The organism is Salegentibacter chungangensis (assembly GCF_042678405.1).
Lineage (GTDB): Bacteria > Bacteroidota > Bacteroidia > Flavobacteriales > Flavobacteriaceae > Salegentibacter_A > Salegentibacter_A chungangensis.
Genome location: NZ_JBHTLI010000003.1, coordinates 244,856 through 257,938, shown reverse-complemented (window position 1 = coordinate 257,938; position 13,083 = coordinate 244,856). Strand labels below are relative to the sequence as shown.

At 41.0% G+C, this 13,083-nt stretch carries 11 protein-coding genes; 6 read left to right on the top strand and 5 right to left on the bottom strand.

Annotated elements, in window-relative coordinates; all coding sequences use genetic code 11:
* The first annotated feature begins 1 nt into the window (after position 1).
* Entirely contained in the window at positions 2-886 is an 885-nt protein-coding gene (locus ACFQ3Q_RS13770) for a hypothetical protein (protein WP_380746812.1), read from the top strand.
* Here ACFQ3Q_RS13770 and ACFQ3Q_RS13765 read toward each other — a convergent pair.
* On the bottom strand, positions 883-2,157 hold the full coding sequence (locus ACFQ3Q_RS13765) for a replication-associated recombination protein A (protein WP_380746810.1): 1,275 nt from the start codon (positions 2,155-2,157) through the stop codon (positions 883-885). The genes ACFQ3Q_RS13770 and ACFQ3Q_RS13765 overlap by 4 nt on opposite strands.
* Positions 2,158-2,280: 123 nt before the next feature.
* Between ACFQ3Q_RS13765 and ACFQ3Q_RS13760 the strand changes: the two genes are divergently transcribed.
* Positions 2,281-2,979 carry a rhomboid family intramembrane serine protease gene (locus ACFQ3Q_RS13760; protein WP_380746919.1) on the top strand — a complete coding sequence of 233 codons (699 nt, stop codon included), beginning with the start codon at positions 2,281-2,283 and terminating at the stop codon, positions 2,977-2,979.
* Here ACFQ3Q_RS13760 and rlmB read toward each other — a convergent pair.
* The 4 genes from rlmB to ACFQ3Q_RS13740 form a co-directional block, all read right to left on the bottom strand.
* Positions 2,976-3,716: a 23S rRNA (guanosine(2251)-2'-O)-methyltransferase RlmB gene (gene rlmB / locus ACFQ3Q_RS13755; protein WP_380746808.1), complete on the bottom strand. Its 741-nt coding sequence runs from the start codon at positions 3,714-3,716 to the stop codon at positions 2,976-2,978. The two genes, ACFQ3Q_RS13760 and rlmB, sit on opposite strands and share 4 nt — an antisense overlap.
* Before the next feature lie 101 nt (positions 3,717-3,817).
* A complete protein-coding gene (locus ACFQ3Q_RS13750; RefSeq protein ID WP_380746806.1) occupies positions 3,818-4,480 on the bottom strand; it encodes a hypothetical protein in 663 nt (220 codons plus the stop codon).
* Between the two features lie 133 nt (positions 4,481-4,613).
* Positions 4,614-6,029, bottom strand: a complete 1,416-nt coding sequence (locus tag ACFQ3Q_RS13745) for a SusD/RagB family nutrient-binding outer membrane lipoprotein (protein WP_380746804.1) — start codon at positions 6,027-6,029, stop codon at positions 4,614-4,616.
* Positions 6,030-6,041: 12 nt separating this feature from the next.
* On the bottom strand, positions 6,042-9,296 hold the full coding sequence (locus ACFQ3Q_RS13740) for a SusC/RagA family TonB-linked outer membrane protein (protein WP_380746802.1): 3,255 nt from the start codon (positions 9,294-9,296) through the stop codon (positions 6,042-6,044).
* A gap of 447 nt (positions 9,297-9,743) precedes the next feature.
* Here ACFQ3Q_RS13740 and rpsL point away from each other — a divergent pair, with 447 nt between their 5' ends.
* From rpsL to rpsJ, 4 genes are read left to right on the top strand one after another with little or no spacing between them, the layout of a single operon-like run.
* The gene (gene rpsL, locus ACFQ3Q_RS13735) at positions 9,744-10,118 is read left to right on the top strand and encodes a 30S ribosomal protein S12 (protein WP_380746800.1); all 375 of its coding nucleotides are present in this window, start codon (positions 9,744-9,746) and stop codon (positions 10,116-10,118) included.
* Between the two features lie 23 nt (positions 10,119-10,141).
* Positions 10,142-10,618, top strand: coding sequence for a 30S ribosomal protein S7 (gene rpsG / locus ACFQ3Q_RS13730; protein WP_380746798.1), 477 nt, complete (start codon positions 10,142-10,144; stop codon positions 10,616-10,618).
* A gap of 5 nt (positions 10,619-10,623) precedes the next feature.
* The gene (fusA, locus tag ACFQ3Q_RS13725; protein WP_380746796.1) at positions 10,624-12,732 is read left to right on the top strand and encodes an elongation factor G; all 2,109 of its coding nucleotides are present in this window, start codon (positions 10,624-10,626) and stop codon (positions 12,730-12,732) included.
* 10 nt (positions 12,733-12,742) lie between these two features.
* A complete protein-coding gene (rpsJ, locus tag ACFQ3Q_RS13720; protein ID WP_007094989.1) occupies positions 12,743-13,048 on the top strand; it encodes a 30S ribosomal protein S10 in 306 nt (101 codons plus the stop codon).
* The last annotated feature ends 35 nt before the right edge of the window (positions 13,049-13,083 follow it).

Here is a 13,083-nt window from a genome sequence, read left to right as displayed (position 1 = left end):
TATGAAGAAACTAATTTTAAGCCTCGTTTTATTGATCTCAGGCCTTGCGGCAGAAGCCCAGGATCTTAATAAATTTAAATATGTCGTGGTGCCTGAAATTTATGATTTTGCCGACAGAGAAGATCAGTACCAGATCAATTCGCTTACAGAGTTCTTATTTGAAAAATTCGGCTTTAATGCATATATGAAAAGTGAAGATAAACCAGAGGATCTGGATAATGATAATTGTCTTGCGCTAAGAGCAGATGTTAAGGATAACTCCGGGATATTTGTTACTAAAATGAAGGTCTTGCTTGAAGATTGCAGGGGGAATGTAGTGTTTGAATCTAAGGAAGGCCGAAGCCGTGAAAAGGAATTTAAAAAAGCCTGGCACGAAGCCCTGAGAGATGCCTTTACTTCAATAGATTCTTTGAATTATAATTATGATGCCGACCCGGTAACTGAAGTTAATGAAGAGACGGAAGAGGGGGAAGCTGAAATGCAGGGGATGGAAGCTGAAGTGGAGGCCGAGGTAGAAGCCGAAGCCAAAGAGGCTGCAGAAGAAATTGAAGAGGCAACTGAAGTTGCAGAAGAGGTTGCTGAGTCAGTGTCCGGGCAACAGCCCGAATTAACCGAAGCGGAAAGTCCTGCCAGCGAAAAATATTTTGTGAGGGAGAATGCTGTCTTTTTCCTGAAAGATAATGGCGACGGGTATTCCTTTTATCAGAAAGGAATGGCCGAGCCCTTTGCAGTTCTTGTGAAGTCTGATATGGGCAAGGCCTTCATCTATAATTCTATGACCAAACAGGGAATGGCTTATTTTGATAAAAGCGGCAACCTTGTTGTGGAGTTTTATGACCGTAACCGGAATAAATCGGTTAAGACGGTCTATGAAGTTCAGAATTAATATCCGTATTTATCCTTCCAGCGTTTTTTGAGGAATTCCCTTTGTGCATTTTCCCGCTGATTGTTCCCAGGTTGATATAAAGTTGTATTCTTTATTTCATCGGGTAGAAATTCGGCAGGGGCAAAGTTATTCTCATAATTGTGTGCATACTTATAATCCTCTCCGTAACCAATGTCTTTCATTAATTTTGTAGGAGCATTCCTTATGGAAAGCGGTACAGAAAGATTCCCCGTCTTCTTTACAAGACTCTGGGCCTGGTTGATGGCTATATAAGATGCGTTGCTTTTTGGGGAGGTAGCAAGGTAAGTTACACATTGGCTTAAGATGATTCTGGATTCCGGGTAGCCAATAGTGGTGACTGCCTGGAAAGTATTGTTGGCAATAACCAGAGCCGTAGGATTAGCGTTGCCAATATCTTCACTTGCGAGGATAAGCAATCTTCTTGCGATGAACTTCACGTCTTCGCCTCCCTCAATCATTCTGGCAAGCCAGTAAACAGCGGCATTGGGATCACTGCCGCGTATCGATTTAATAAATGCCGAAACTATGTCGTAATGCTGTTCTCCGGATTTATCATAAAGCACGGTATTTTGCTGAACTTTGTCAAAAACAAGGTCGTTAGTGATCTCTTCCCCTTCCTGAATGGAGTTTACCAGCAATTCGAAAATATTCAAGAGTTTTCGGGCATCTCCGCCACTTAATCTTAAAAGGGCCTCGGTTTCCTTCAGCTTTACTTTTTTAGCTGAAATGGTCTTATCTTCGGTCATTGCCCTTTTTAATAAGGCAACAAGATCTTTTTTGCTGAAAGGCTTAAGGATATATACCTGGCAGCGTGATAAAAGAGCCGATATTACCTCGAAACTCGGGTTTTCGGTAGTTGCACCTATAAGGGTGACCCAGCCTTTCTCTACGGCGGCTAAAAGCGAATCCTGCTGAGACTTGCTGAATCTGTGGATCTCGTCTATAAAAAGGATAGGACTTTTGGTGGTGAAAAGGCCATCGCTCTTTTTAGCCTTTTCTATTACCTCTCTTACATCTTTAACACCGCTGCTTATTGCACTTAGGGTGAAAAAGGGTCGGTCTGTTTCAGTTGCAATTATATTTGCAAGGGTGGTTTTCCCCACTCCGGGAGGGCCCCAGAAAATAATGGATGGAATAGTGCCCTGCTTAATTTGTTGTCTCAACACTCCCTTGGGGCCAATTAAATGCTGTTGACTTAAATAATCATCCAGACTTTTTGGCCTTAATCTCTCTGCTAATGGTTTATTCATCTGACAAAATTAGTAAATCAAATATACATTGTCAGCCTGATAAAGATTGGATGGTTTTTTGTAATATTAATATAAAAGTAAAAATTCTTGAAACAGCGTCAGCCATTTGTTTTTTCACCCGGTGTGGTTGGATATCCACTCCTGTTCGTATTATTGATCTGGATCGTCTTCTGGTTTGAGGTTCGGTTTGGTTTCGATTTCAATTCCTTTGGAATACAGCCCAGGACACTCAAAGGCCTGAGAGGAATATTTTTTTCGCCCTTCATTCATTCCGGGATGAAACATCTTTTTAACAATACTATTCCCTTGTTTGTGCTGTCTATGTCTTTGTTCTATTTCTACAGGAAGATAAGCTGGCAACTTCTCTTTTATGGACTTTTGTTAACGGGGGTAATGACCTGGGCCATCGGTCGCCCGGCCAATCATATTGGAGCGAGCGGGATCATTTATCTTCTGGCGGCCTTTCTGTTCTTTAAAGGAATATTTTCCCGGCACTACAGGCTAATCGCCTTGTCTTTGATCGTGGTATTTCTCTATGGCGGGATGCTCTGGTATATCACCCCGATAGTGCCGGATATTTCCTGGGAGGGCCATCTTTCCGGTTTGCTCTCCGGCTTCGTTTTTTCGCTGATCTATCGGAAAAAGATCGCCCGGCCTCCAAAATATGAATGGCAGAAGCCCGGTTATAATGAAGAGGAGGATGAGTTTATGCAGCACTTCGATGAGAACGGGAACTTTATTGAAAAGCTTCCGCAGGACGAAGAGGGAGATTCAGGAGAGATCACCTATAATTATATCTATAAAGAACGTAAGAAGGATTAGCCTTTAAGTCTTTGTCGTACGGCTTCATAAAGAAATGCCCCGCAGGCCACTGAAACATTAAGAGACTCAATAGTTCCGAACATTGGTAGCTTTGCCCTTTTGTTTGCAGCTTTTAAAATAGAGTTGGAAACTCCCTTGGCCTCGTTTCCCATAATTACAGCTGAAGCCTTTTTGAAATCTATATCGTAAATGGTGTCATCGGTCTTTTCTGTGGCAGCCACTACCTGTACATCTGAAGATTGTAAGAAGTAAAGGGCATCCTTAATATGGTTAACCTTACATAGAGGAATGTTGAAGACTGCCCCGGCCGAGGTTTTAACCGTATCGGCATTTACCGGTGCGGCTCCTTTTTCAGGGATTATGATGCCGTTTACTCCACAGCATTCAGCGGTTCTGATCATAGCCCCGAAATTCCTTGCATCTGTAATCTGATCTAAAAGCAGGAAAAGGGGAGTAGGGGTGTTGGAAAAAGCTTTTTCTACAAGATCTTCAATGCTCATAAAACTTACCGGGGAAATGGTCGCTACCACACCCTGATGATTCCCTTTGGCGAGCTTGTTAAGTTTTTCCGGCGGGACATAACTTACATTGTACTGGTTCCTGGATAATAATTGTTCCAATTCTTTGAAAAGATGGCCGGAAAGGCCTTTTTGAATATATATCTTGTCGATGTTCTTTCCGCTTTGAACGGCTTCGATAACCGTTCTTATCCCGAAGATCTTTGTAGAATTTTCCATAGAGGACAAAGTTAATATTTAAACCTTGGCTGAACCCAATTTATTATAAAATAAAAAACCACCCGATGTGGATGGTTTTAAAATTGTTTATCTAAGAAGGATTAAAGAGCTTTTACCAAGTCTTCATTTTTCTTGATATTCCCGTCGAAGTCTTTTCTTTCTTCTTTGGACATTCCTAAAGCTTCGTAGATCTTTCTTCGGGAATTAGGTACTTCTGTAAGCTTATTTTCGTCATCCATAAAGTAACGGTCATCCTTTACGGTTACTTTTTTTTCGTATAGGCCTAAGGAAGTTGTAGACTGGACATCTTTAACTCTTAACCAGTATTGCTTAACAAGGTCAAACTTTTCACCGGTTCCTAAAACTTCAACATAATTTTTTATGTCCTTGTTGTAAGTAACAGGAGTAGGTTTAAATACCCGGTCTCCATATCTTATTTCTACGACGATATCTTTCCTTAAATAGTAAAGTTCATCATCTACCTTCATTTCAAACCTGTCGCTGAATAAATTATAGTTGCAGGGAATGCTGAAGGTATACCCGTTATCATAAGTTGTTTTAATTATACACATTTGCCAATCATCGAACAAGTAAGCTTTCCCGCCAACCTTTTCAGAGAATTCGTTGTGGTATACCTTATCGATCTTCTGCATGGCGAAATCTCCAAGATTATTGGCCAGCACATTACTCTTTAAACTTGGGTTTCTGTCCTGGGCAAAGGAAACTAGAGGAATTAAGAATAAAATTAAAATTAGTTTTTTCATAACTGTTAAATTATTTTGAATTAGGTGTTAAAGCCTAAAAATAACACTTATTATATGAAATCCCTGTTTATTATGAATAAAAAAAGGCTACCAGAATCTGGTAGCCTTTTAATTTATTGAGGTGGGTGACTAATTAGTCAACGTCCCAGAAAATCTTTACAGTTTTTTCATCACCTCCAATTGCAGATGCAGCGTCATTGTATTGCTGCGGGCTAATTGTTTGCTCATCTGTTGGATAAAGGAATCTTGTTGGAATGTCATCTATAGTCATTCCTTCAGGAGCATTAAGTTCAGGAGCTTCAAAGATTCTCCATAATGTCCATCCTTCAAATCCGTTGTTGAACATAGCGATCCATTTTTGAGTGGTTAAACTGCTTTCCCAGTTTGCAGAATCGTATGCTACGTCTGGCTGAGCAAGGTATTCGTTAGCCTGCTCTTCAGTTCCGCCCCATTCAAGGATAGACTGAGTTACACCAGCATTGTAGTATTCTTCAGCAGTCATAGGAGTGCTGTATCCTCTTTCTGCAGCTTCATTCAATAGGAAGTGAACTTCAGCAGATGTAATGATGTTACCATCTAAGGTTGGGTCGCTAAGGATATCTCCCAGTTGAGAATAACTTGCAGGAGAGTTTGCAGATCCATAGATACCACCTACGAATTCACCGTCTACAGGCTCGAAATAAATTGGAAGCCTTGGGTCATCAAGTTCCTTAAGTACATCTACGAAAGTATTAGCAGCAACGAAGTCTGTACGACCACTCTGTACTAAAGATACCCAAAGTGGGTTAGTGTTAGGAGCTCCGCTTAGGTACTTGATACCAAAGTTATCAGCATTATCTGTTATAAGGTCAGAGTCGATTGCTTTTTCAGCAGTAGTCTGAGAAAGTGAAGGATTCACTTCCGCAAGACGCATACCTAATCTCAGTCTAAGAGAGTTAGCAGCTTTTGCCCATTGCTCTACATTTCCATTGTATACAGGATCTGCGTTAGCTTCGAAACCTCCGCCTCCGTTCTCTAAAGTAGCAACAGCTTCGTCTAATCTACTCAATAGATCTTGGTAGATAGTAGCAGCATCGTCATACTTAGGAGATGGGTTAGTTGGATCTAAAGCTTCAGAATAAGGTACATTTCCGAAAGTATCAACTAATACAGAGTAAGCATAAACTTCCATAAAATTAATAATGGCAAGCTTGTTCTCAAGATCTGCTGCGTTGTTTGCAGTTAGGGTCTCACGAGCTCCCTGAAGATCCTTTAATACATCTCTGTACATAGCATCCCAGATATCTCCACCTATATTACGACCAGCCTGGTTGTACTGACTTTCATCAGGGTAAGTAGTCTGTGCCCAGTACTGAGCATATAGTCTAAATACATTTTCATTAACGCTGGCAGAATTCATCTGATTAAATAAGTTAATCGTAGCGTTGGTAAAGAGCCCTGAGCCTGGAACGGCCGTCGGGTTCTTTTTGTCTCTGTTCAGACCTTCATCTACTTCACACGAAGTGAAGAGGAAGGTAAAACAAAATATGGTTAATAATACTTTTTTCATCTTTATGATTTATTAAAATTCAAAGTTTAAGTTAAGACCAACTGTTCTTAGAGTTGGGTAAGATCCTGAAAGGTAACCTTGAGCATTACCTGCACCTAATCCAGATTCAGGATCGGCGAAAGGAACGTTCTTGTCGATTATCCATAGGTTTCTACCTACTACAGAAACATTAGCAGAGTTTACCATATCTCCGAACCACTTCTTCACAGGAAGCTTGTAGGTTAGAGATAGTTCACGAAGCTTAACATAAGATGCATCATAAACAGTTAGAGCAGCAGGGTTTCTGCTAGAGTTACCCCAGTAGTATGCACCACCGTAGAAATCAGCTCTTGCTCTTGTTGTGTTTTCCTGACCATCTTCAGTCACACCTTCGTTAAGGATTCCACCGCCTTCAGAAACAGGATCTCTCTTTGGATTTCCTAGTTCGTTAAGACCTGCTGTGTAATCAGGAAGTCCTGTACCTTGTCCGTAGTGTAAATCCAGTGAATAAACATCACCACCTTGTTGAACATCGATTAGGAATCCTAAAGCAAGGTTCTTGTAAGTGATCTTGTTAGATACACCACCATTCCAGTCTGGGTTGGCATCACCAATTACCTGGTTAGTTGCAGCTTTGTAGTATCCGTTAGCATCAACTACTCTACGGCCATCTTCGTTATAAACGAATCCTGTACCTCTAAGAGTGTTGTAAGGCTCTCCTACAGTTGCGTTAAGCGAAACACCACCTTGGTAAGAAGCTAACTGAAGGTTTTCCTGATCTCCGTAAAGATCTACCACTAGGTTGTCGTTCTTCGCCCAGTTTACATTAATTGTCCAGTTCCAGTCATCTGTGCTTACTGGTACTAGGTTCAATCTTGCTTCAATACCTTTGTTTTGAAGCTCTCCGGCGTTTAACCAACGGCTGTTAAAACCTGTAGCAGTTGAAAGTGCAACCGGCATTAACTGGTCTTCAGTGTTCTTCTTGTACCAGGTAAGGTCAATCCCAACTCTGTTGTTGAACATTCTGGCTTCAAGACCAACTTCGATCTCTTTTGTTCTTTCCGGCTTAAGCTCGCTGTTTTGCTTAATTCCAGGGAAAGAGAATCTTGCAGCACTACCAAAGTTGTTGATAATGTTGTAAGTGTCATATACGTTATTTGCAGGAAGGTCGTTACCTACCTCAGAATAACCAGCTCTTACTTTACCAAAGCTTAACCAACCTGCATCAAAAAGGTTAGAGAATACCAAAGAAGTACTCGCAGCATAGTAGTTGTAAGTATTATTATCTGTTGGAAGTGCAGAAGAAATATCTACACGGTCCGTAAGATCAAGGAACAGAGTGTTATCATAACCTAAAGAGGCCTGAGCATAGTATCCGTTCACTTGCTTTTCTCTCAGTTGTTCAACCGGCTTAGGGTTGGTGTTTACAGAGTTAGAAAGTGCAAATACTCCTGGAGCAATTAATCCTCCGGCAGTAGCCTGGTGGTAGTAGCTGTACTTCTCTCTTCTTATGTTGATACCAGCAACACCAGCAAGGCTAATGTCTTCTGAAAGATCGGTATCTACGTTGAACATCAAGTCATAGTTGTACTCTGTAAAGTCTATGTCTTTTCTGTCGTATCCTGAAGACTCATCATCTCTTAGTACCCCGAATGGAGTAGCAACAGATCCGATTGCTCTTCTTTCCTCTCTTAGTTCTTTATAAGTATCTACAGCAGCTTTTGCGGTTACATCTAACCAGTCTGTTACACTGTAAGTACCATAAAGGTTACCGTAGAAACGAGTTCTGTTATCTGACTGGAAGTTCTTGTAACGTGTCCAGTATGGGTTATCCCAGTAGTGTGGCTGTAATTCAGATCCTTGAAGAGCACCTTCGTGGTTCCAGGAATAATTCTTTCCTGTTTCATCGAAGATTCTTCTTTGTTCTTCCATATCTACGTTTACCTGCCACCATTGTCTGAACTGAGACATTAGGTTGTCACTGTAACCAGTTGAGTTTCTACCTGTAGTTCTTTGAACAACGAAGTTACCAGAAGATCCTGCGTTAAAACGATCGTTGATCTTGATAGTTCCGTTAAAGTTAAAAGTGTTCTTGTTCAGGTTAGAGTTAGGAAGCATACCTGTTTGTTCAAAGTTGGTATATCCTAATCTGTAAGTAAGTTTTTCAGAACCTCCTGATACCGCAACAGAGTTGTTGAACTGGTAAGAAGTTTCGAAAAAGTCTTCCGGAGTGTGCGCTCCTGCAGTGTAAGGAGTCGCAGTCTGGTAATTTCTGTGCTCAGGAACAAAAGCATCCCATTGGTATACTAATCTTCCGTCTAGAGGAGCACCATAAGATGCATCATCAAATGTAGGTACTACATCATCAATAGTTCCGTCTCCGTCTACATCAAATCTTTCGAAATACCCGTCAAAATTCGGAGCTCCGTAGTATGGTCCGTAACCGGCACCGTACTCATCCTGGTACTCAATAAAAGTGTCAGGATCTATGGTTCCAACAGTTACACCAGAACTTACAGATACTTTAGTGCTACCTGCTTTACCAGATTTAGTAGTAATGATCACAACCCCGTTTGCTCCACGAGAACCGTAGATAGCAGATGCAGCAGCACCTTTAAGTACGTTAATAGAAGCAACGTCATCCGGGTTAATGTCAGAAGCGGCGTTACCGTAGTCATAACCTGTACTACCCTGTCTTTGGGAATCAGTGTTGTTTACGGTGTTAGCGATTGGCACTCCGTCAATTACGAATAATGGCTGGTTGTTACCTGTTAAGGAACTAACCCCACGAATAAGGAAGTTTGCAGAACCACCAAAGTTGTTGTTGGCTTTAATCTGCACCCCACTTACCTTACCTGAAAGAGAGTTAACTACGTTGTCTACTTTTACAGTAGAAACCTCTTCTCCAGATACCTCTTGCGCGGCATAACCAATAGATCGTTTTTCTCTCGAAATACCCAGTGCCGTAACTACAACTTCTTCTAATTGTGCGGCATCCTGTTTAAGGACCACATCAATATTGTCGTTGTTTGCTACGGTGTATTCCGCAGTTTCCAGACCTACGAAAGAGAAAGACAATACATCACCGGTAGCGGCTTGTATCGAATAATTTCCGTCGAAGTCTGTTTGAACACCAGATGTGGTGCCCTTAATCAGGACGTTTACCCCTGGAAGAGGTAGCCCGTCCTCATCGGTTACCGTACCGGTAATCGTTCTTTGTTGTGCAAACGTTACCTGCACAACTAACGCTAACATGAGCGTTAGAATAGTACTAAACTTTGTTTTCATTTTTAAATTTGTTTGAATTAGCCAAGGCCAAATGTGCTAATAAATGGTTAATTAAACAAACTTTTATTTTCAAAATCGCCAATTTTTATTAAAATCCTGTTAATAAACACCGATACTCCCCTAGACCAGAGCTTTTAAGCCTAAACGGTTTAAATGTTAAAATTTGTAAGGCATCCCTTGCTGTCATTGAGTTTTTGTTGATTTTTAGTTAAAGAATTGCAGGTTTTTGTGAAAATTTGAGTTTTCGGTCTTTTTTTGTTTTTCGCAATAAATCAACGTGATTTATTGTGAAGTACATGATATAAGGTAATTCAGGTCGGTGGAGTTGTTTCAACCTGTCTGAAAATTAATATATTATATATTTGAATTATTGGTATTTATTTCTACATTTGCAAACCCTAAAAAATAGGGAGATAATTTTTAACAATAATTAGTGTAAAAGAAATTATGCCAACAATTTCACAATTAGTACGAAAAGGAAGGGCCAAAATAACTAAGAAGAGTAAATCGGCTGCTTTGGATTCGTGTCCTCAAAGGAGAGGGGTGTGTACGCGTGTGTATACTACCACTCCTAAGAAACCTAACTCTGCGATGCGTAAAGTTGCAAGGGTGAGGTTGACGAACGGGAAGGAAGTGAATGCTTACATTCCTGGAGAGGGTCACAATTTACAAGAGCACTCGATAGTATTAGTTAGAGGCGGAAGGGTGAAAGATTTACCGGGAGTTAGATACCATATTGTTCGTGGTGCGCTCGATACCGCAGGTGTTGAGGGGAGATCACAACGTAGGTCTAAGTACGGTGCAAAACGCCCTAAAAAGTAATTTAAAACTTTTAATGTAAAGAAATGAGAAAAAGACAGGCCAAAAAAAGACCACTTTTACCAGATCCTAAATTTAACGATCAGCTTGTGACACGTTTTGTGAACATGATGATGTGGGATGGTAAGAAGTCGGTTGCCTTTAAAATTTTCTACGATGCAATTGCGATTGTAGAAGAGAAGAAACAAGACGAAGAGAAGACTGGTTTGGAAGTTTGGAAAGATGCGCTTTCTAATGTAATGCCTCACGTTGAAGTTAGAAGTAGACGTGTTGGTGGTGCTACCTTTCAGATACCTATGCAGATAAGACCAGACCGTAAAGTATCTACAGCTATGAAATGGCTTATTTCATTCTCTCGTAAGAGAAATGAAAAGTCTATGGCTGCGAAATTAGCTGCAGAAGTTTTAGCTGCTGCTAAGGAAGAAGGTGCTGCTGTTAAGAAAAGAGTAGACACGCATAAGATGGCTGAAGCTAATAAAGCATTCTCTCACTTTAGATTCTAAATAAAATGGCACAAAGAGACTTAAAATTTACAAGAAATATAGGAATTGCAGCTCACATTGATGCGGGTAAAACCACAACTACTGAGCGTATTCTTTATTATACAGGGATCAGTCACAAGATTGGAGAGGTTCACGACGGAGCTGCAACAATGGACTGGATGGAGCAGGAGCAGGAAAGAGGTATTACCATTACTTCAGCTGCAACGCATTGTACCTGGATGTATAAAGACCAGGAATATATAGTTAATATTATTGATACTCCCGGGCACGTTGACTTTACCGTAGAGGTGGAGCGTTCTTTACGTGTTCTTGATGGGGTTGTTGCTTTGTTTAGTGCTGTAGACGGTGTGGAGCCACAGTCTGAAACAGTATGGAGACAGGCAGATAAATATAAAGTACCACGTCTTGGGTTCGTAAATAAAATGGACCGTCAGGGTGCTGATTTCTTTAACGTGTGTAAGCAGGTTAGGGAAATGCTAGGTGGTAACCCGGTTCCGCTTCAGGTGCCGATTGGGGATGAGATCGACTTCAAGGGAGTTGTAGATCTTATTTCTAAAAAGGCGATCATCTGGAACGAGGAAGATCACGGAATGACTTATGACACCATTGATATTCCAGAAGAGCTTAAAGAAGATGTGGATAAGTACAGAGCTGAGCTTGTAGAAGCTGTAGCTGAGTATGATGAAGCTTTAATGGAGAAGTTCTTCGAAGATGAGAACTCAATTACTGAAGATGAGATTATTGCTGCTCTTAGAGCTGCAACCATAGATATGTCTATCATACCTATGATGTGTGGTTCAGCCTTTAAAAATAAAGGAGTGCAGGCAATGTTGGATGCGGTGATGAGATATCTTCCTTCACCAGTAGATGTTGAGGCGATTGTTGGAGAAAATCCTAACACCGGCGAAGAGGAATCTCGTAAGCCGAATGTAGACTCCCCATTCTCTGCTTTGGCATTTAAAATTGCAACTGACCCATTCGTAGGTCGTTTAGCATTCTTTAGAACTTACTCAGGTACCTTAAACGCAGGTTCTTACGTATTGAACGTTCGTTCAGGTAAGAAAGAGCGTATTTCGCGTATCTACCAGATGCATTCTAACAAACAAGAGCCTATCGATAAGATTGAGGCTGGTGATATTGGAGCTGCGGTTGGATTTAAAGATATTAAAACAGGAGATACTCTTACAGATGTAGATCACCCGATTATTCTTGAGTCTATGACCTTCCCGGCGCCGGTAATTGGTATTGCGGTAGAGCCTAAGACCAAGGCTGACGTTGATAAGATGGGTATGGCTTTAGCTAAACTTGCTGAAGAAGATCCAACTTTCCAGGTGAAGACAGATGAAGCTTCAGGACAGACCATTATCTCTGGTATGGGTGAGCTTCACATCGAGATCCTTGTGGATCGTTTGAAGAGAGAATTTAAGGTAGAGGTGAACGAAGGTGAGCCTCAGGTAGAATATAAGGAAGCTGTTACCAAAACCGCCCAGCACAGAGAAGTTTATAAGAAACAGTCTGGTGGTCGTGGTAAGTTCGCAGACATCGTATTTGAGATGGGTCCTGTAGATGAGGATTTCGAAGGAACAGGTCTTCAGTTTGTTGACGAAATTAAAGGTGGTCGAATTCCTAAAGAATTCATTCCATCTGTACAGAAAGGTTTCGAAGAAGCAATGAAGAATGGTCCTTTGGCAGGATTTACAATGGACAGTCTTAAGGTTGTTCTTAAGGATGGATCTTTCCACCCTGTGGATTCTGACCAGCTTTCGTTTGAATTGGCTGCTAAAATGGGATATAAAGCCGCTGCAAAATCTGCAGGAGCTGTGATCCTTGAGCCAATTATGAAGATCGAAGTAGTAACTCCGGAAGAAAATATGGGGGATATTGTTGGTGACCTTAACAGAAGAAGAGGTCAGGTAAACAGTATGTCTGATAGATCTGGAGCGAAAATTGTAAAAGCTGAAGTGCCGTTATCAGAAATGTTCGGTTATGTAACTACATTAAGAACATTGTCTTCTGGTAGAGCGACTTCAACTATGGAATTCTCTCACTATGCTGAAACTCCTTCTAATATTTCGGAAGAAGTGATTAAAGCAACAAAGGGTTCAAACGAATAATATTAGGAACATGAGTCAGAAAATAAGAATAAAACTAAAATCTTACGATCACAACTTGGTAGATAAGTCTGCTGAGAAAATCGTAAAAACCGTAAAAACCACGGGTGCTGTGGTAACCGGGCCGATCCCGTTGCCAACGCACAAAAAAATCTTTACTGTTTTGCGTTCTCCTCACGTAAACAAGAAATCCAGAGAGCAGTTTCAGCTTAGCTCTTATAAGAGATTGCTTGATATCTACAGTTCATCTTCTAAGACCATCGATGCGTTGATGAAGCTTGAGCTGCCAAGTGGAGTAGAAGTAGAGATTAAAGTGTGATAGAAAAAAATCCGCGTAGCTTCGGTTGCGCGGTA